Here is a 19,477-nt window from a genome sequence, read left to right as displayed (position 1 = left end):
AATCAAATCGACTAGGCTGTCCTGACCACTTTCGATAAGGAGACCGACCATGCGCCTGTTCCTCGCCCTCGTCTTGCTCGCCGCCAGCAGTCTGGCCAACGCCGCGATCAAGACTCAGGAGATTCCCTACCAGAGTGCCGACGGCACCAAGCTGATCGGCTACTACGCCTATGACGACGCGATCAAGGGCAAACGCCCGGGAGTCGTCGTGGTGCATGAATGGTGGGGCCTTAACGATTACGCCAAACGTCGCGCCCGCGACCTCGCCGAACTGGGCTACAGCGCGCTGGCGATCGACATGTATGGCGAAGGCAAGAACACCGAACATCCCAAGGATGCGATGGCGTTCATGCAGGCCGCGACCCAGGATGCTGCGGCCTCCAGCAAACGTTTCGAGGCCGGGTTGAACCTGCTGAAAAAGCAGCCGCAGACCGACGTCAATAAAATCGCCGCCATCGGTTACTGCTTCGGCGGTGGCGTGGTGCTCAACGCCGCGCGTCAGGGCGAGCCGCTGGCGGGCGTGGTGAGTTTCCACGGTGCGCTGGCGACCACCACCCCGGCGACGCCCGGCAGTGTGAAGGCGAAGATTCTGGTCGAGCACGGTGCGCTGGATAGCATGGTCACCCCGGACAACGTCACCGCGTTCAAATCTGAAATGGACAAGGCCGGCGCCGACTATAAGTTCGTCAGCCTCGACGGCGCCAAACATGGCTTCACCAATCCGGATGCCGATCGCTTGAGCCATGGTGAACACGGTGGCCCGGATATCGGTTACAACAAGGCGGCCGATGAAAAATCCTGGGCGGACATGAAGGCGTTCTTCCAGAAAATCTTTGGCTGATCAGATAGATTGCAGCGCGGCCTTCGCGAGCAGGCGCGCTCCCACATGGGAATGCGTTCCAAATGTGGGAGCGAGCCTGCTCGCGAAAGCCGCACCGCCGATCTCGACCTTGCCCCTGCGAATCGGCAAAATGCCCGCCATGAATTCCAGCCCGACCCTCCCCGCCTGCTGCACCCCACTCGACGCCCATTGGCCGTTGCCCAACGTGTTGCCCGAGACCGTGCTGCTCAGTACCCGTTTCGACCCGAAGCAACTGCTCGGCGATGACTTCCAGCGCAGCGCCATCGAGCCGCCGCCGAGCATTCAGCGCTCGGTGGCCAAACGGCAGGCCGAGTTTCTTGCCGGACGAATCTGCGCCCGAGCCGCGCTGCAGCAACTGGAAGGCTCAAGCGTGATTCCGGCGATTGGCGAAGACCGCGCACCGGTGTGGCCGGCGCATATCTGCGGCTCGATCACTCACAGCACCGGACACGCGGCGGCGATTGTCGCCAACAAGCGGCACTGGCGCGGCTTGGGCATGGATCTGGAAAACCTGCTCGAGACCGAGCGCGCCGAACGCCTGGCCGGAGAGATTCTGACGCCGCCGGAGCTGCAGCGCATGGCCGCCGGTGCGCGGGAACAACTGGCGTTACTGGTGACCCTGACGTTTTCGGTGAAAGAGAGTCTGTTCAAGGCGCTGTACCCGATTGTGCAGAAGCGTTTCTACTTCGAGCACGCCGAGGTGCTGGAGTGGACGGAGCAGGGTCAGGTTCGATTGCGTCTGCTGACTGACTTGTCTGGCGACTGGCGTCATGGCACCGAGCTGGAGGCGCAATTTGGGGTGCAGGATGGGCAGTTGTTGAGTCTGGTCAGCATTCCGGCCTGAGGATTTTCAGCGCCGGTGCTGGCCTCATCGCTGGCAAGCCAGCTCCCACAGGTTTCAGGAGTGCATCCAAAATCTGTGCTCACTACGGACACTGTGGGAGCTGGCTTGCCAGCGATTGGGGCTGGCAAAACCACCACAAAACTCAACTGCGCTCCTGATTCCTCGGCCAACTCAGACTGAAACAAGCCCCACCCAGACTTTTGCTCTTGTTGATCAGCGCCCGACCGTCATGCCAGTGAATGATCCGCCGGACAATCGACAGCCCCAGCCCATGCCCACCAGAGGCCCGGGTGCGGCTGTCATCCAGACGCAGGAACGGCGTGAAGATCCGCTCCCACGCCGACTCCGGTACGCCCGGCCCGTCATCCTCGACATCGACCCGGCAGCGCAACTGCCCGACCTGATAACTCACCGTGACGTTAGAGCGTGCATGGCGCATCGCGTTGCTCACCAGATTCTGCAACGCCCGATGCAGGAAGCGCGGCTCGGCTTCGACCCAGGCGCCATCGTTGTCCGCCGCTGACAGGCACAACCCGCGCTGCACCGTGACCTCGGCACGCAACGGCGCCAGTTCTTCGATCACCTGATTGACCAGCGCATCGAGGTCGATGCGTTGAAAGGTCAGCGCTGGCGAACCCTGCTCCAGCCGCGCGTAAGTGAGCATTTCGTCCACCAGCTTATCGAGATCCTCGATGTCGTGATCCATGCCCTCGCGGTACTTCTCCAGCGCCTGCGGGGTGGTGGCCGAGCCGATCATCTCCAGACCGAAGCGCAGGCGCGCCACTGGCGTTCGTAGTTCGTGGGACACCGCGCGCACCAGCTCGCGCTGGATCGCCAGCAACTGCTGCAAGTGCTCGGCCATGCCGTTGAACGCTGCTGCCAGTCGCCCGACCGAGTCAGCTCCGCGGGCCGGCACGCGGGTTTCCAGGCTGCCTTTGGCGATGCGTGTGGCTGCGGCTTCGAGACCGCGCAGACGCCGCTCGAGCTGACGCACCAACAGATAAACGATCAGACCGATCAGGCTCAGGCCCAAGGCAGCGATCAACACCAGCCATTGCGGCGGATATGGATTCATCTGATACAGCGGGCCGATCTCCAGCACCCACGGCGTGCCGACCATGCCGGCAAACACCCGGATCGAATCCCCGCCCTTGCCAAGCGCCATCACCGTATCGCCCTCGGACACGCGACGGCTCTGGTCTTCGTCCATGTCGGCCTCGTTGACCGTGACCAGCCGCAGATCAAAACCGAAGCCTTTCTCTTCCTTTAACTGCGCCAGTCGTTTGGGCTGTTCGCCGACCGGCACCCGTACCAGTTCATCGGCCAACAGATAAATAGTCGCGCGGGCCAATTGCTCGCTGATCTGTTGTACGTCACCGGTCAGCAGCAGCTGTTCCTTGTCGCTGACCAGCCGATAGACTCGCGCCGCATGCGGGCCGGTCTGCTCCACCAAGGCCTGACCGCGCTGCACCCGGGCGCGCTGAGAGAGATCCAGATCGGTCTCGGAAAACTTCTTCAGCGCCAGCGGAATCCCCAGCAGACGCTCCCAGACCAACAACGCCCGATGGCGCTCGGTTTCGTTCATCGGTTGCAGGTTGTCGGCCATCAGCGAGAACGTGCCGTGGGCCAGGCGCTCGCGGTATTGCTCGCTGCGCACCTGATTGAGCAGGTGCAGTGCCAGCACACCGAGCACCGCCACCAGAATCAGCGCCGCGCACATGCCGCCATAGATGCGCAGGAAGATCGAGTTCACAGCGCCAGATCCACACACGCTTCAGGGACGAACAGATAGCCTTTGCTGCGGATGGTCTTGATCAGCCGCGGATGGTCGGGGTCATCACCGATTTTCGGGCGGATGCGCGAGATGCGCACATCGATCGAGCGATCCTGGCCGTCATAGCCGATGCCGCGCAGCGCAGTGAAGATTTCTTCGCGAGAGAGGATTCGCCCGGCGTTCGACACCAACAGCCAGAGCAGGTCGAATTCGGCACTGGTCAGTTCGATGCCGCTGTCGCTGAGCCAGGCTTCGCGCAAGGCGTTGTCCACCACCAGCGGGCCGAATTGCAGGCGACGGCTTTTTTCCGCGATCGGTTCGGCGCTGTCACTGCGTCGCAGCAAGGCCTGAATGCGCGCGAGCAACAGCCGTGGACGCACCGGTTTGCACACGTAATCGTCAGCGCCTAGGTCGAGACCCTGAATCTGGTCAGCGTCGTCAGTGCGCGCGGTGAGCATCAGGATCGGCCCGTCGTAACGGTCGCGCACCTTGCGGCAAATGCTCAGGCCGTCTTCGCCGGGCAGCATCAGGTCGAGGATCACCAGATCCGGCTGCTCCTTGATGATCCGCGCCGCCGCCAGCGCGCCGTTGCCTTCGATCTCCACGCGCAATCCATTGGCTTGCAGGTATTCGCGGGTGAGTTCGGCCAGACGCTGGTCATCCTCGACTATCAATACCTGCCAGGCTTCTTGCTCCACCGGTGACCTCTGCTTGCTGTTTTTATTAATAAAGGAAGAACCGTGCGACGCAGCACAATCCATGTGGGAGCGAGCCTGCTCGCGAATGCGTCGGCAGGTTCAGCATCAATGTTGGCTGATCCAACGCTTTCGCGAGCAGGCTCGCTCCCACAGTTGTAGATTCTCCCGTCTTTTTGTCATCTTTCGGGAGGATAAGAATGGGTAAACACCGCCCGATTGTATAAACGGCGTACAGCCAGAACACAAGTCGGCAAATGCGTTCGGACAAGGCGGTTTTTTGTGATAGGGTTCGCGCCCTTAAAAATCCGCTGAAGCGTTTTTCCCAAGTGAAAAACAGTGACAAACGGTCTAGCTCAGCAGGTTCGCGGCCTACACGGGAATTCCTGGTTTCTTACACAATTTACGCACAGGTTTATCCACAGCTAGTACGTTGCAAGCCCTCTCGAAACGCATTATCTTGTAGCACGGCGCGAGGAGAGACCCTACATATAGGGTTTTCCGCTCAAACGCCCAACCACATTTCGGACCTGAAACTCAAGCGCTTATTGCCAGTTTCCGGTTGAACCAAGCAAGTTTTTCAAAGCCCAAACCGCACTTGCGGATGGCGCCGTTTTTCAGGTTGGAAACGACCGGAACGGTACGGGTGTTGCAGTCATTACTGTCATCCGGGAAGGAATCCGGCTCGAGCCCTGGCTCGCAGCCAAAAACTTCGGCAAGGATGCGGCGTCATTAGCCTTTTTCCTACTGGTCCGAAGTTGTTATGCCCGACGCCCGTCGGTTGTAGTGCTTCGGACCAGAACGGTGAGCACCATGATGGTGCCCAAACAAACATAGAGAATGTGGAGATCACCCCCCATGCAAACCGACACAACTCGCGAGAACCCGCAGGGCACCTTGCCGCAGGCCGCCGATTCGAATTCGGATCTGGCCGCCACCGCGCCTGGTCAACTGCGCGTGATCAAGCGCAATGGCACTGTCGTTCCTTACACCGATGACAAGATCACCGTCGCTATCACCAAAGCGTTTCTCGCAGTTGAGGGCGGCACCGCTGCCGCTTCGTCGCGAATCCACGACACCGTTGCCCGCCTGACCGAACAGGTCACCGCGACCTTCAAGCGTCGCATGCCGTCGGGCGGCACCATCCACATCGAAGAAATCCAGGACCAGGTCGAACTGGCCCTGATGCGTGCCGGCGAGCAGAAAGTCGCTCGCGACTACGTGATCTACCGTGACGGCCGTTCGAAAGAACGCGCTGCCCACGCTCCGGTAGAAGCGGCTGTCAACGCACACCCGTCGATCCGCATCACCCGCGCCGACGGCAGCCTCGCGCCGCTGGACATGGGCCGCCTGAACACCATCGTCACCGAAGCCTGCGAAGGCCTGGCTGAAGTCGATGGCGATCTGATCCAGCGCGAAACCCTGAAAAACCTGTACGACGGCGTGGCCCTGAACGACGTCAACACCGCACTGGTGATGACCGCGCGTACTCTGGTTGAACGTGAGCCGAACTACTCGTTCGTCACCGCCCGCCTGCTGATGGATACCCTGCGTGCCGAAGGCCTGGGCTTCCTGGGTGTGGCCGAAAGCGCCACTCACCACGAAATGGCCGACCTGTACGCCAAGGCGCTGCCGGCTTACATCGCCAAAGGTATCGAGTTCGAACTGCTGAACCCTGTGCTGGCCTCCTTCGACCTGGAAAAACTGGGCAAGGCGATCAACCACGAGCGCGATCAGCAATTCACCTACCTGGGCCTGCAGACCCTGTACGACCGTTACTTCATCCACAAGGATGGCGTGCGTTTCGAACTGCCGCAGATCTTCTTCATGCGCGTGGCCATGGGCCTGGCGATCGAAGAGAAGCAGAAAGAAGACCGTGCGATCGAGTTCTACAACCTGCTGTCCTCGTTCGACTACATGGCTTCGACTCCGACCCTGTTCAACGCCGGCACCCTGCGTCCACAGCTGTCGAGCTGCTACCTGACCACCGTTCCGGACGACCTGTCGGGCATCTACCACGCGATCCACGACAACGCCATGTTGTCGAAATTCGCTGGCGGCCTGGGCAACGACTGGACCCCTGTGCGCGCCCTGGGTTCGTACATCAAAGGCACCAACGGCAAGTCGCAAGGCGTGGTTCCGTTCCTGAAAGTGGTGAACGACACCGCTGTAGCCGTTAACCAGGGTGGCAAGCGCAAAGGCGCTGTGTGTGCCTACCTGGAAACCTGGCACATGGACATCGAAGAGTTCATCGAACTGCGCAAGAACACCGGTGATGATCGTCGTCGTACCCACGACATGAACACCGCCAACTGGATCCCTGACCTGTTCATGAAGCGTGTCTTCGATGACGGCAAGTGGACCCTGTTCTCGCCTTCCGAAGTTCCGGACCTGCACGACCTGACCGGTAAAGCCTTCGAAGAGCGCTACGAGTACTACGAAGCCCTGACCGAGTACCCGGGCAAGGTCAAGCTGTTCAAGACCATCCAGGCCAAAGACCTGTGGCGCAAAATGCTCTCCATGCTGTTCGAAACCGGCCACCCATGGCTGACTTTCAAAGACCCGTGCAACCTGCGTAGCCCGCAGCAGCACGTCGGCGTGGTTCACAGCTCGAACCTGTGCACCGAGATCACCTTGAACACCAACAAGGACGAGATCGCCGTTTGCAACCTGGGCTCGATCAACCTGCCGAACCACATCGTCGACGGCAAGCTGGACACCGCCAAGCTGCAACGCACCGTGAACACCGCCGTGCGCATGCTCGACAACGTGATCGACATCAACTACTACTCGGTGCCGCAAGCGAAGAACTCCAACTTCCGCCACCGTCCGGTCGGTCTGGGCATCATGGGCTTCCAGGACGCTTTGTACCTGCAGCACATCCCTTACGGTTCCGACGCTGCCGTCGAGTTCGCCGACAAGTCGATGGAAGCGGTCAGCTACTACGCGATCCAGGCGTCCTGCGACCTGGCAGACGAGCGCGGCGCGTACGAGACCTTCAACGGTTCGCTGTGGTCCAAAGGCATCCTGCCCCTGGATTCGCAACAGATCCTGATCGAACAACGCGGTCAGAAGTACATCGACGTTGACCTGAACGAAACCCTGGACTGGGCACCGGTTCGCGCCCGTGTACAGAAAGGCATTCGTAACTCCAACATCATGGCCATCGCACCGACCGCGACCATCGCCAACATCACCGGCGTATCGCAGTCGATCGAACCGACCTACCAGAACCTGTATGTGAAATCGAACCTGTCGGGCGAATTCACCGTGATCAACCCGTACCTGGTTCGCGACCTCAAGGCGCGCGGTCTGTGGGACTCGGTCATGATCAACGACCTGAAGTACTACGACGGTTCGGTTCAGCAGATCGAGCGCATCCCGCAAGAACTCAAAGAGCTCTACGCGACCGCGTTCGAAGTGGACACCAAGTGGATCGTTGACGCCGCCAGCCGTCGTCAGAAGTGGATCGACCAGGCCCAGTCGCTGAACCTGTACATCGCCGGCGCATCGGGCAAGAAGCTCGACGTGACCTACCGCATGGCCTGGTACCGTGGCCTGAAAACCACCTACTACCTCCGTGCCCTGGCCGCGACCAGCACCGAGAAGTCGACCATCAACACCGGCAAGCTGAACGCTGTTTCCAGCGGCGGCAACCACGGCGACGATTCGGTTCTGGCAGCTCCGGCCGGCCCAGCGCCAGTGCCAAAGGCTTGCGCGATCGACGAGCCGGATTGCGAAGCTTGCCAATAAGCTGAGCCGGGTCAGGCGTCGCGAGACGCCTGATGCTTCCAGGCAAAAGAAAACCCCCGACAGACTTCTGGTTTGTCGGGGGTTTTCTTTTGTCTGCCAAACACCAAGGCTCTAATGAACAGGGTTCAGCCGATACAAAAAAGGCCCCTTCACAGAAGGAGCCTCCTTATTGGTGCTTACTATCGGCAGCCGCCGTTATTGTAAGGACCGGCAACACGAACCCAGCCACTGGCTTGTGGAACGTTGCTGCACATAGTACGGCCGGTCGAAGCCGACTGATAAAGCCACCAGGAAGCCGGTGCAGCTTGAACAACGACTGCACCCAACAGCAAACTTGCGGCCAAAGTCAGACCAAAACCCATACGCAGCGACATAACGATCTCCATTTCAAATAAACGTCTCAAACGGTCGTCAGCGCAATAACTTCATAGATCATCATCTTGCCGACACAACCAGAGACAGCAGTAAGAGTGTTGCAAACCGAACACCCATCATTCATCAAGGCCCTGACGAAAGAGCGCGCACCTTACATTGCGAAACAACTAAAAACAATAAATAAAACCCCCACAACCAAAACTATTTATTAATTAAATCAACTCAAAAAAAATCAACAACCAGGCAAAGACCTACAACATTAATTGCATACAAACCACTGACCCAAATCAAAAAATACGCTAACTAAAACCAGACACGCGGCACAATCTTCCTTAATTAAAAACAACATCCCAATAAGCTAACGTTTGTCTGCGCAATAAATTAACGCGCGAAGCCTCCGCCCAGCGCCAGGTACAGTCCCATTTGCGCCTGCAGTCGCTTGAAGCGATTCTGCGCCAGTGAAATTTGCGCGGCACGCCGGCTCTCTTGCAGATCCAGCCACTCCTTGATACCCGTTTGCCCGCTGCGATAACGAATTTCGGCCAACCCTTCGGCTTTCATTGCGGCGACCAGAGCCTGCTCTCGCCGCCCCCCCTGATCAGCCAACTGCACTTGCGCCGACAGGGCGTCTTCAACTTCCGCCAGCGCGATATAAAGGCTCTGACGAAAGTCGATTATCGCCGCCTCATAGTCCACCGCCGATATACCCACTGTGTACTTGCGAACATTCCATTGCACAAACGGCAGACTGATACCAACACCCAATAGACCGACAGGGTTATTGAGCACTTGGCTTAACTCTCGACTACCGCCAGTAGCCAGACCGCCCGTCAGTGTGAACGAGGGATAGAAACTGGCACGCGTTGCGTCATAGTTCGACAGCGCCTGGCGCAATCGCCATTCAGCCGCCTGCAAATCCGGACGTCGATCAACCAGATCAGCCGGCAAGCCTGCCGGCACACTCGCCAATGCCGTCGAAGGTAATTGCACAAGTTCTGCAAACCGATGCTCGGGTGCCTGATCAAAGACAATGGCCAGTGCGTTGCGCGCCACTTCAAGTTGCTGCAAATAGTCACTCAATACAGCACGCTGCGTGGCCAACACCTGCTCGGCTTGTGCCTCTTCAAGACCCGTCGCCGCACCCGCCAGATGTTGAGACTGCACCAGTTGCAACGTCTGCTCGGCGTACCCGATACTTTCCCGCGCAGACCGGACCAGTTCGTTGAACAGGCCGATCTGCCAATACAGGCGCGCCGTCGTACCCACCAGGCTCAGCGCGCTGGCACGCCGGTCAAAGTCAGTCGCCAACAGCGCCCATTGCCCGGCATCGCGCGTACTCGCCAGTTTCCCCCACAAATCGACTTCGTAACGCACCGTCGCGCTCGTGGAAAATCGACGCTGGCTTGAATTGTCTCGATGTAGATTCCTGCTCCAGTCCGCCCCCGCCCCCACGTCCAGATCGGGCGTGATATTGGTGCCGGTGAGCCCTGCCTGAAGCGCTGCCCGACGCACTCTGAGCGCAGCAACTGCAAGATCGTTATTGCGCGCCAGGGCGTCGTCGACCAAGGCGTTCAGACGTGGATCATCAAACGTTTCCCACCATCGCTCTCGCACACTCAATGAGCGCTCACGGGATGCGTCGCCAAACCAGAAGGCCGGCGTCTTCACTTGCGGTTGACGATATTCGCTGTGCAGCAGAGCGCTGCAGCCGCCCAACAACAAAGGCAATGGCAATGCCCAGATCCACTTGCGCTTGGTGTACTTCATTCTCTGGACAACGCCTGAATTGGATCAAGCCGGGCGGCATTGCGCGCCGGGATATAACCGAACAACACGCCGACCAGCAGCGAACACAAACACGCTGAAATCATGGCCAAAGCCGTGAATTCCATAACGATTGTCTGCACGAAATAGCCGAACACCTGGCTGATCAACAACGAAAGCAGGACACCCAACAAGCCCCCCAGCAGACAGACCAGCACCGCCTCGATCAAAAACTGCTGCAGGATGTCCGTGCGCCGCGCGCCGACCGCCATGCGGATGCCAATCTCCCGGGTGCGCTCGGTGACCGACACCAGCATGATATTCATCACGCCGATACCACCAACCAACAGTGAAATGAGCGCCACCGCAGAAATCAGCAGGGTCAGTGTGTCTGTGGTTTTCTGTACGATTTTAAGGATGCTGTCGCTGGAACTGAGGAAAAAATCCGCGCGCCCATGACGTGCCACCAACAATGTTTGCAGTGCTTGCTCTGCTGCTGGACTGGCAACCTGCTCCCTGAGCCGAACCTTGATCGAATTGAAATGGCTCTGCCCCAACAAGCGCCCCATCACCGTCGTATAAGGCAGATAGACCTGCAGGCTTGGCCCTGAAAAACCGTCATCGCGACTTTCCATGACCCCTACCACCGTGCAAGGCAGGCCGCCCACCAGGATCACTTTGCCCAGTGGTTGCTCCCAGTCCTTGAACAGCCGTTGTCGCGTATTGTGATCAATGATCAGTGTCTGGCCGCGGCGCATCACATCGCTGGCACTGAACACCGCACCCTTGTTCATGCGGATGCCCATCACCTGGAAGTAATCGTGGCCGACACCATTGACGGTGGCACTGACATGCAGATTGCGATAGCGAATCGTTCGGCTGCCATTGACCATCGCCGAGACACTGTCGACCCAGGACTGCCCCTGGATGATCCGCAAATCCACAGGTTGCAGGGTGCGGATCGAGGCGGCCTGCTCATCCCCCCAGTCCTTGCCAGGATAAACATCGATGGTATTGGTGCCCATGGCGCTGATATCGCGCAGTACTCGGGTCTGCGCGCCCTGCCCCAAAGCGACCACCGACACCACTGAGGCGATGCCGATGATGATCCCCAGCATGGTCAGCAATGTACGCATACGATGGCTGCAGAGGGAAACCCAGGCCATCTTGAAAGCCTCGCTGAAGCGACGCCACTGCACCGCCGCTACTTCGCGCCCCTGATCTTGCGTACTTTCACCAGCCTCGGCGACCTGCGCCGCAGGCACTTTTCGGCTGGCATTCGATTGATCCGCGACGATCTCTCCGTCATGAATCTCGATAATTCGGTCAGCGTGCTGCGCCACCTGCACGTCATGGGTCACGATAATAATGGTGTGGCCGCTACGGTGCAGTTCACGCAGGATGGCCATTACCTCTTCACCACTGCGTGAGTCCAGCGAGCCGGTAGGTTCGTCAGCCAGGATCACCGCGCCACCATTGATCAGCGCACGGGCAATACTGACCCGCTGCTGCTGACCACCGGAAAGCTGCCCCGGCCGATGCTGCAGGCGCTGCCCCAGCCCCAGGCGTTGCAACAATGCCCTGGCCTGTTGCTGACATTCGATAAACGACTGGTCGGCGTAAATGGCCGGCACCTGGACGTTGGCCTCGGCGCTCAAATGCGACAGCAAATGAAAGCGCTGGAAAATGAACCCGAAATGCTCACGACGCAATGTCGCCAGCTCATCGCTGCTCATACCGGCCATGTCGAGACCGTTGATGCAGTAGCGACCGGCGGAGGGACGATCCAGACAGCCGAGGATATTCATCAGGCTGGACTTTCCGGAGCCGGACGGACCGATAATCGCCACCATTTCTCCGGCGCCAATGGTCAGATTCACGTCCCGCAACACTTGCGTTCTGGCCTCGCCATCAGCGAACCAACGCTGCACACCTTCAAGGGACAATAGCGGCTTGGCCGGCAACACGTCGTTCATCGCATCCGGCGTCAAGCCGCGAAGATCGTTCGCGCTGCTCATTGAGGCTCCGGCTCTTCGCCGAGGACAACTTCGTCATGCTCCTTGAGACCGTCCAACACCTGAACATTAAGGTCATTGCGCAAGCCGGTCTTGACCAGCACCGTCTGCAACTGACCATCAACCAGTCGACGCACTTCATAGCGGCCATCCGCGGCACGCTTGCCCAACGCAGCCACCGACACCGTTGTGGCTTTTGGCGCAGAAGCGAGCAGCACACTGACCTGCGCCGTCATTGATGTGCGCAACGAACGATCGTCATTGGGCACGTCAAACAGAGCGTTGTAGTACACCGCTGCGTCGGCACCGCCAGCAGTCGAGCCACCGCTACCCTGCATTGTGTCCTGCCGGGCAATGGACTCTGGCGCCGGTTCTACCGCCCGAATATGACTTTCAAAGCGCCGATCCGGATCGCCCAGGATACTGAAGGACACCGCCTGGCCTGGCTTGACTCGAACCACATCAGCTTCAGATATCCGCGCCTCGACCGTCATCCGGTCCAGTCGGGCCAGGATCAGCAAAGTCGGGACACTTTGCGCGGAAACGACGGTCTGCCCCTGCCTCGTCACCACGGCAATGACTTCTCCGTCCATCGGCGCACTGATACGCGTATAGCCAAGGTTGACTTCGGCGATGCGGATTTCTATCTCCGCCTGGGATATCTGCGCAGCCAGGGATGCCAGTTCGGCTCGTGAGCTTTGCAATTGCGCTTCGGCTATTTCCAGATCGGCCCGCGATCCGGCCTCACTGGCAACCAGACTTTGCTTGCGACGAAAATCAAGTTCGTACTGGCGAATCAGCGCCTGTCGAGCCTTATATTGTGCCCGGACACTGAGCAATGCTGCCCGTGACTTGAGCAATTCGTTCTGTGGCAACAACGGGTCAATCTCGGCTAGCAGCTGACCTTGGCGCACTGTATCGCCCAACCCGGCCTTCAGGCTCTGGAGTTGCCCGTTGACCTGTGCGCCAACACTGACTTGCTGGAAAGGCTTGACCGTACCACTGGCCAATACGGTTTCTTCAAGATCCTCGACGGTGACGGTCGTGGTCAGATATTTCCTTGGCGTGGCGCCCCAGCCCTGCCCCCCTATAAACCAGACCAGCAATGCACTGACGAACAACGTCCCGAGGACGATTCGGGAGCGAGAGAAAAAAACCATGGAGTGATCGTTACATCCCTGTCTGTGGTTGGGCGAACCGTTCATTGGCGCCCGGGTGTTGCCTGAGCAAGCGCATGAATACGCCCGCACAAATACGATTGCCGCAGACGAGTGGCCCCGGCGCGCGCATTAAACAAGAAAGCCCCTCAAAGAGGGGCTTTCCGTTACAGCTTTTTACAAAACATCGATATCAGGTCATCTGAATGATGGTTTGCATGATGGTGCTCTGGGTCGAAATGGTCTTCGCGTTCGCCTGATAGTTGCTCTGGCCCTTGATCAGGTCTACCAGCTCGTTGGTCAGGTTAACGTTCGACTCTTCCAGCGAGTTGGACTGGATGGAACCCAGGGTACCGGTTTGCGGAGCGTCATAACCCGGGATACCCGAGGCGAACGTTTCCTTCCAGCTCGTTCCGCCGATCGCTTGCAGGCCCTGCTCGTTAGTGAAGCTGGCCAGCGCAACCTGGCCGATGGCCTTGTTCTGGTTGTTGCTGAAGTTGGCGAACAGGGTACCGGTACCGTCGATGGTCAGGTTGGTGATCTGGCCAGTAGCATAGCCGTCCTGTGTCGGGATCGAGCGGGCGGTGTCGGCGTTGTACTGGGTAGTCTGCGCCATCGAAATGGTAATGCCGGCCGTGTTCGCGGCGGCACCGTTAGGTTTGAAGGTACCGTTGACCACGTTACCCGGAACCCAGCCGCTGAGCTTCAAGTCGCTGCTGATCACCGGACCAGGCAGGGTGCTGACCTGAGTCAGTTTGCCAGCGGAGTCAAACGTCATGGTCGAAGGTGTCGGCGCGGTGACCTTCGGATCGCTACCGGTAGCGTCCGGGTTACGCCCGTCTACCAGGGTGTAGACCTTCCAGGTGTTGGCACCGGTCTTGACCACGTACTGATCCATCGGGTGCATGTTGCCCTGACTGTCATAGATCGGCGTGCTGAACGATTTAGTGTAGGTCGCGAGGTTGGTCGGGTCGAATTTGCCGGCCGGCGCTGTGTCGTCGATCACCGGAGCGGTCGAGTCCAGGTTGATGGTCGACGTCACCAGCGAGGTGGACTTTGGCGCCAGGTTCGAGGTGTCGATCTTCAGGTCGGTCAGTACGCCGTTAATGACCTTGCCGTTGGCATCCACGCCGTAGCCCTGCAGACGCGAGGTGTAGTCGGTGTTGGTGATGTAGCCTTTATCGTCGACCTTGAACGTACCGGCCCGGGTGTAGGAGATCGAGCCGTTGTTGCTCATGGTGAAGAAGCCCGAACCGTTGATGCCCATGTCCAGCACGTTACCGGTGTTGTTGATGTCACCCTGGGTGAACTGCTGGGATACGTTGGCCAGACGCACACCGTTGCCGATGACCTTACTGCCGGTACCCAGGCGAGTGGCCGAGTAGACGTCTGCGAATTCTGCACGGGACGATTTGAAACCGGCGGTCGCGACGTTGGCGATGTTGTTGCCGGTCACGTCCAGTTGTTTGTTGGCTGCATAGAGACCGCTAAGGCCGATATTGAAAGACATATTCCACTCCTTTGTGCCGGTTAGTCGGCTCTATATACCAATGGTTTGTACTTTGGACAGGGCGACGGTGCCCTTGCCGGACAGGTTGAGCATCAGCTCGCCGCCGGTCTGGCTGATGGTCACGCTGTTGACCGTGGCTGGCAGGTACGTTGCCAGGTCGGTCGCGGTGCCATTGATCGATGCGTTGGCTTTGACGGTGTAGGTTCCGGCCTTCACCAGATTGCCGTCTTTGTCCTTGCCGTCCCAGGTGAAGCTCGCGCTGCCTGCGGCGCGACTGCCCAGATCAATGGTTCGCACGATCGCGCCGCTGCTGTCGGTGATGGTGACCGTGCCGCCGGCAATCGACGACGGCACGGTGGCCGAACCGGTCATGCCCTTGCTCGGGTCGTCCATCTGCACGCTGTTGGTCTGCACGATCACGTTGCGACCGACCAGCGACGACGCCTGCAGCGCCTGCGACGAGTTGTAGTTGCCGGCCAGCGAGCTGACGGTGCTGTTGAGGGTGGTAATGCCCTCAAGGCTGCTGAACTGCGCCAACTGCGCCACGAAGGCACTGTTGTCCTGCGGATCGAGCGGGTTCTGGTTTTTCAGCTGGGTGACCAGCAGTTGCAGGAACGCATCCTTGCCCAGCGCCTGGCCGCCGGTGGCGCTGTTGGTGGCCGAAGCAATGCCACCGGTGGTCGAACTGGTCTTTTTCGACGAGTTCGCCAGGATGTCATTCATGCTCAGGCTGCTGGTGGTATCGGTAACGCTCATGGCAGTCGCCCCTTATTACTGACCGAGGGTCAGTACCTTCTGCATCATGGTTTTGGCGGTGTTCATCATTTCGGCGTTGGTCTGGAACGAACGGCTCGCGGAAATCATGTCAGCCATTTCTTCCACCACGTTGACGTTCGGGTAGTAGACGTATCCTTTGGCGTCAGCGGCCGGATGGTTCGGCTCGTAGCGCGCTTCGAGGTTGCTCTGGTCTTCGACCACGCCAAGTACCTGCACGCCCTGCCCTGCGGCGTCCTGGCTCTGGAACAGCGAGTTGCTGCCAGTGTTCTGGCCGCCCTGGAACATGGTGGCGAACACCGGGTGACGGGCACGGTAGGTCTGGTCGATGCTCGACGAAACGGTTTCGGCGTTGGCGATGTTCGAAGCCACGGTGTTCAGACGCGTGGTTTGTGCGCTCATGCCGCTGCCGGCAATGTTGAAAACGCTGGACAGGGACATGGATTACTCTCCGCGCAGGGCTGACACCAGCCCTTTGAATTTGCTGTTGAGCAGGGTGAAGCTGGCCTGGAAGCCGACCGCGTTTTCCGCGTAGTTCGACTGTTCAAGCTGAGCGTCCACGGTGTTCTGGTCGATCGAAGGCTGCATCGGCGTGCGATACATCAGCGACTCGTCGCCATTGCCCAGGCCTTCAGCTTCGATGTGACGGCTGTTGGTCATGTTCAGGGCGATGGTGCCGTTGGCGTTCTTCTGGGTCTGTGCTTCAAGCACTTTGGAGAAGTCCAGATCCCGAGCCTTGTAGTTCGGGGTATCGGCGTTGGCGATGTTGTTGGCCAACACTTCGGCACGCTGGGCGCGGAAGCCCAGTGCCTTTTCGTGAATGCCGAGCGCTTTATCGAAGCTGATGCTCATGTCGGGAACCTTCGGGTGACCGGTTTTTCGTACCTGAGCTTTAGCAAGCGCCGTGCCAAACAGAACAACCCCCATAAACCGGGGCTTTGCGAGGAGCCGGCAAAGCGGCAATGCCAGAAAAGCGGCAACCGGTTTCCGCTGGCTGCCGCTTTTCTGCCGCTTGTAACTGGCAACGACTATCCAATGTGGGAGCGGGCTTGCTCGCGAAGGCGTCGTGTCAGTCGACATTTGCTTTGACTGGCATACCGCATTCGCGAGCAAGCCCGCCCCCACATTGGATTGTTGTAGGCTCAGGGAAATCATCAGGCATAAAAAAACGGGAGCCCCCTAAGGACTCCCGTTTTTTTTATGCCTGCCGCTTTTGAATCACTTCGCCTGGTAAATGATCCCCGGGCTGCACTGGACCATCTGGTAATGATCCGGCAAACCGTTCAGCGCTTCGGACGCGCCAAGGAACAGGTACCCGCCCGGCTTCAATGTGCTGTGAATGCGCAACAGGATGTCTTTCTTCACCTCGGCGGAAAAGTAGATCAGCACGTTGCGGCAGAACACGATGTCGAACTTGCCCAGACTGGCGTAGCTGTCGAGCAGGTTGAACGAACGGAATTCCACCCGGTTCTTGATCGGCGCCTTGATCACCCAGCGCCCCGGCCCTTTCGGGTCGAAGTAGCGCTGCAGACGATCGGCGGACAAACCGCGGCCGATCGCCAGACTGTCGTACTCGCCGGTCTTGCAGTTGGTCAGCATGCTGCCGGACAAGTCCGTGGCAACGATCTGCACGCCCATCTTCAACTGACCGAGGTTGCTGCGCTCGAACTCGTCGATCGACATCGACAGCGAATACGGTTCCTGACCCGACGAGCACGCCGCCGACCAGATCCGCAGACGCTGGTTGGGACTGGCCTTGATCGCCTCGGGCAGCACCTTGTTCTTCAAGACTTCAAACGGATAGGTGTCCCGAAACCACAGGGTTTCGTTGGTCGTCATGGCATCGACCACCTGCTCGCGCAAACCGCTGCGCGGCTGGGTCTGGATGCGCTGTACCAGCTCACCCAGGGACTTGATGCCTTGCTGCTCCATCAGTTTGTTGAGACGGCTCGAGACCAGGTACTGCTTGTTTTCACCGAGCAAAATGCCACAGGCTTTTTCCAGGAAGACCCGGAATTGTTCGAAATCCAAATTACCCGTAGACAATGATGCCGCCTCTTAAATCGTGTTGACCGCCAGGGACAAAAGGTCCCTAGCTGATATCTGCTGCTTTGATCCGGTCGACTACCCGGGATGCCAGGTCATCAGGACGGAATTTGGCCAGGAAGTCATCGGCACCGACTTTCTTGACCATCGCCTGATTGAATACCCCCGACAACGAAGTATGCAGGATGATATGAAGCTTTTGCATGCGCGGGTCGCTGCGGATCTCCGCCGTCAGGGTGTACCCGTCCATCTCCGGCATCTCGATGTCGGAAATCATCATCAGGAACTCTTCTTCCGGCTTCTTGCCCTCATCGACCAGCTTGCGCAGGTAATCCAGCGCCTGCTTGCCGTCGTTCAGCGCCACCACTTCGACGCCGATCGTCTGCAGGCAACGCGTGACCTGCTTGCGCGCCACCGACGAGTCATCGACCGTCAGCACCCGCAGCGACAACGCCTTGCTCTGGGTTTCGACATCGACCACACCGACCGAAATCGCCTCGGGCGTCGGCGCCACTTCCGCCAGCACCTTCTCGACATCGATGATTTCGACTAACTGATTGTCGACCCGAGTCACAGCGGTCAGGTAGTGATCGCGACCCGTGCCCTTGGGCGGCGGATGGATCTCTTCCCAGTTCATGTTGACGATGCGCTCCACCGAGCGAACCAGGAAACCCTGGGTCTTGGTGTTGTACTCCGTGATGATCACGAACGGACTGTTCTTGTCTTTCAACGCCCCGGAACCGGTCGCCATTGCCAGATCAAGGATCGGAATGGTCGCCCCCCGGATATTCGCCACCCCGCACACGACAGGACTGGACTTGGGCATCAACGTCAGCGACGGGCATTGCAGCACTTCCCGCACCTTGAACACGTTGATGCCGTAGAGCTGTTGACCGTCGAGACGGAACAACAACAGCTCCAGGCGATTCTGCCCTACCAGTTGCGTGCGCTGGTTCACCGAATCCATTACACCAGCCATGCCCAGACTCCTACACCAACGCCAAGTGTTGTTGCGACGCACATTCATTGCTAAACGGCACGGCGCTTGCTTTTTAACTCGTATGAACGCTCAAACGACATTTTTCCGACGCCTGACCTCCCGCACCCGCAAAGCGCTGTGCGCGGTGTCTGCCGTCTGCTTCTTCTTCGCTGGCAGCCCTGCCGGTGCTGATACGGTTACCTTGCCTGACATGCTTATCGGCGTCACCCAGGGCTTTCTTGAGTTCACCGTAGAAGACTATCTGGCTACCAGTCAAACGGAAGGCCGCTACGAAATCGAGGTCAACCAGCTCGACCCGCGTATGCGCATGCCTATGTGCGACAAGGAATTGACAGCGTCGCTGGAGAGTCCGGCACGTCCGCTGGGCCGGGTTACGGTCAAGGTCCGGTGCGAGGGAAGCTCGCCGTGGACGGTGTTCGTGCCCGCTCAAGTCCGCCTGTTTCGCGAGATTGTCACCACCACTCGCCCGCTGAAACGCGCCGGAATTATCGAGCCGCAGGACGTGACCTTGCGTGAACGCGACATCAGCCAGATCAATCAGGGTTTCCTGACGTCGGTGGATGAAGCCATCGGGCAGAAATTGACCCGACCAACGGTCGCCGATCAGGTGATTACCCTGGTGCATCTGGAACAGGCTGAAGTGGTGCGCAAGGGTGATCAGGTGGTCATCATCGCCCGCAGCGGTACGCTCGCTGTGCGCATGCCCGGCGAAGCCCTGGCCAATGGCGGTTTGAAAGAACAGATCCGGGTGAAAAACCTCAATTCCAACCGGGTGATCAAGGCGCAGGTCATCGCGCCGGGCCAGGTGGAAGTGGCCATGTAAAACGCTCAGGCAGAAAACTGGCGCCGGCCTCGATGCTTCCCTAAACTGTGCCGCAGCAGAACACGCTTCGGCACATGCAGCTCAT

15 protein-coding genes are annotated in these 19,477 nt (G+C 59.0%); 4 read left to right on the top strand and 11 right to left on the bottom strand.

The features are described 5' to 3' along the window. The first annotated feature begins 49 nt into the window (after positions 1-49). Both HDC30_RS18900 and HDC30_RS18895 read left to right on the top strand, forming a co-directional pair. Positions 50-841, top strand: a complete 792-nt coding sequence (locus tag HDC30_RS18900) for a dienelactone hydrolase family protein (protein WP_183784364.1) — start codon at positions 50-52, stop codon at positions 839-841. A 139-nt stretch (positions 842-980) separates the two neighbouring features. Then, the gene (locus HDC30_RS18895) at positions 981-1,706 is read left to right on the top strand and encodes a 4'-phosphopantetheinyl transferase (RefSeq protein ID WP_221303454.1); all 726 of its coding nucleotides are present in this window, start codon (positions 981-983) and stop codon (positions 1,704-1,706) included. A 142-nt stretch (positions 1,707-1,848) separates the two neighbouring features. On the opposite strand, the gene HDC30_RS18890 is transcribed toward HDC30_RS18895, so the two are convergent. Next, positions 1,849-3,459, bottom strand: coding sequence for an ATP-binding protein (locus tag HDC30_RS18890; protein ID WP_183784360.1), 1,611 nt, complete (start codon positions 3,457-3,459; stop codon positions 1,849-1,851). After that, a complete protein-coding gene (locus HDC30_RS18885; RefSeq protein WP_098965100.1) occupies positions 3,456-4,178 on the bottom strand; it encodes a response regulator in 723 nt (240 codons plus the stop codon). Before HDC30_RS18885 ends, HDC30_RS18890 begins: the two co-directional genes overlap by 4 nt. 855 nt (positions 4,179-5,033) lie before the next feature. Here HDC30_RS18885 and HDC30_RS18880 point away from each other — a divergent pair. After that, positions 5,034-7,928: a ribonucleoside-diphosphate reductase subunit alpha gene (locus tag HDC30_RS18880; RefSeq protein ID WP_183784358.1), complete on the top strand. Its 2,895-nt coding sequence runs from the start codon at positions 5,034-5,036 to the stop codon at positions 7,926-7,928. A gap of 756 nt (positions 7,929-8,684) precedes the next feature. On the opposite strand, the gene HDC30_RS18875 is transcribed toward HDC30_RS18880, so the two are convergent. The 9 genes from HDC30_RS18875 to HDC30_RS18835 form a co-directional block, all read right to left on the bottom strand. Then, positions 8,685-10,070, bottom strand: a complete 1,386-nt coding sequence (locus HDC30_RS18875; RefSeq protein ID WP_183784357.1) for an efflux transporter outer membrane subunit — start codon at positions 10,068-10,070, stop codon at positions 8,685-8,687. Beyond that, positions 10,067-12,085 carry a MacB family efflux pump subunit gene (locus HDC30_RS18870; RefSeq protein WP_409347917.1) on the bottom strand — a complete coding sequence of 673 codons (2,019 nt, stop codon included), beginning with the start codon at positions 12,083-12,085 and terminating at the stop codon, positions 10,067-10,069. The genes HDC30_RS18875 and HDC30_RS18870 overlap by 4 nt, the downstream gene beginning before the upstream one ends. Continuing rightward, the gene (locus HDC30_RS18865; protein ID WP_183784355.1) at positions 12,082-13,242 is read right to left on the bottom strand and encodes an efflux RND transporter periplasmic adaptor subunit; all 1,161 of its coding nucleotides are present in this window, start codon (positions 13,240-13,242) and stop codon (positions 12,082-12,084) included. The genes HDC30_RS18870 and HDC30_RS18865 overlap by 4 nt, the downstream gene beginning before the upstream one ends. Positions 13,243-13,432: 190 nt before the next feature. Next, positions 13,433-14,749, bottom strand: a complete 1,317-nt coding sequence (gene flgE / locus HDC30_RS18860; RefSeq protein ID WP_027612279.1) for a flagellar hook protein FlgE — start codon at positions 14,747-14,749, stop codon at positions 13,433-13,435. Positions 14,750-14,779: 30 nt separating this feature from the next. Beyond that, positions 14,780-15,505, bottom strand: a complete 726-nt coding sequence (gene flgD / locus HDC30_RS18855) for a flagellar hook assembly protein FlgD (RefSeq protein WP_027612278.1) — start codon at positions 15,503-15,505, stop codon at positions 14,780-14,782. A 15-nt stretch (positions 15,506-15,520) separates the two neighbouring features. Then, positions 15,521-15,964: a flagellar basal body rod protein FlgC gene (flgC, locus tag HDC30_RS18850; protein ID WP_007963049.1), complete on the bottom strand. Its 444-nt coding sequence runs from the start codon at positions 15,962-15,964 to the stop codon at positions 15,521-15,523. A 3-nt stretch (positions 15,965-15,967) separates the two neighbouring features. Further along, complete coding sequence (flgB, locus tag HDC30_RS18845; RefSeq protein WP_007917581.1) at positions 15,968-16,375, bottom strand: flagellar basal body rod protein FlgB; 408 nt, start codon at positions 16,373-16,375, stop codon at positions 15,968-15,970. A 366-nt stretch (positions 16,376-16,741) separates the two neighbouring features. Continuing rightward, positions 16,742-17,569 carry a protein-glutamate O-methyltransferase CheR gene (cheR, locus tag HDC30_RS18840; RefSeq protein WP_007963053.1) on the bottom strand — a complete coding sequence of 276 codons (828 nt, stop codon included), beginning with the start codon at positions 17,567-17,569 and terminating at the stop codon, positions 16,742-16,744. A gap of 46 nt (positions 17,570-17,615) precedes the next feature. After that, a complete protein-coding gene (locus HDC30_RS18835; RefSeq protein WP_183784353.1) occupies positions 17,616-18,548 on the bottom strand; it encodes a chemotaxis protein CheV in 933 nt (310 codons plus the stop codon). An 82-nt stretch (positions 18,549-18,630) separates the two neighbouring features. On the opposite strand from HDC30_RS18835, the gene flgA reads away from it, so the two are divergent. Continuing rightward, a complete protein-coding gene (gene flgA / locus HDC30_RS18830; protein WP_027612276.1) occupies positions 18,631-19,392 on the top strand; it encodes a flagellar basal body P-ring formation chaperone FlgA in 762 nt (253 codons plus the stop codon). Positions 19,393-19,477 lie beyond the last annotated feature (85 nt).

Origin of the sequence: Pseudomonas sp. JAI115, assembly GCF_014200835.1 — a bacterium.
GTDB lineage: Bacteria > Pseudomonadota > Gammaproteobacteria > Pseudomonadales > Pseudomonadaceae > Aquipseudomonas > Aquipseudomonas putida_A.
The sequence above is the reverse complement of the archived record's forward strand: the minus strand, read 5'-3'. Positions and strand labels throughout refer to the sequence as shown.

Excerpts from the sequence above, each read along its gene's own strand:
- HDC30_RS18875 (WP_183784357.1), bottom strand. The coding sequence starts at position 10,070 with ATGAAGTACACCAAGCGCAAGTGGATCTGGGCATTGCCATTGCCTTTG.
- HDC30_RS18895 (WP_221303454.1), top strand. The coding sequence starts at position 981 with ATGAATTCCAGCCCGACCCTCCCCGCCTGCTGCACCCCACTCGACGCC.
- HDC30_RS18880 (WP_183784358.1), top strand. The coding sequence starts at position 5,034 with ATGCAAACCGACACAACTCGCGAGAACCCGCAGGGCACCTTGCCGCAG.
- flgA (WP_027612276.1), top strand. The coding sequence starts at position 18,631 with ATGAACGCTCAAACGACATTTTTCCGACGCCTGACCTCCCGCACCCGC.
- HDC30_RS18835 (WP_183784353.1), bottom strand. The coding sequence starts at position 18,548 with ATGGCTGGTGTAATGGATTCGGTGAACCAGCGCACGCAACTGGTAGGG.
- HDC30_RS18865 (WP_183784355.1), bottom strand. The coding sequence starts at position 13,242 with ATGGTTTTTTTCTCTCGCTCCCGAATCGTCCTCGGGACGTTGTTCGTC.
- HDC30_RS18900 (WP_183784364.1), top strand. The coding sequence starts at position 50 with ATGCGCCTGTTCCTCGCCCTCGTCTTGCTCGCCGCCAGCAGTCTGGCC.
- HDC30_RS18870 (WP_409347917.1), bottom strand. The coding sequence starts at position 12,085 with ATGAGCAGCGCGAACGATCTTCGCGGCTTGACGCCGGATGCGATGAAC.
- flgE (WP_027612279.1), bottom strand. The coding sequence starts at position 14,749 with ATGTCTTTCAATATCGGCCTTAGCGGTCTCTATGCAGCCAACAAACAA.
- flgD (WP_027612278.1), bottom strand. The coding sequence starts at position 15,505 with ATGAGCGTTACCGATACCACCAGCAGCCTGAGCATGAATGACATCCTG.
- flgC (WP_007963049.1), bottom strand. The coding sequence starts at position 15,964 with ATGTCCCTGTCCAGCGTTTTCAACATTGCCGGCAGCGGCATGAGCGCA.
- flgB (WP_007917581.1), bottom strand. The coding sequence starts at position 16,375 with ATGAGCATCAGCTTCGATAAAGCGCTCGGCATTCACGAAAAGGCACTG.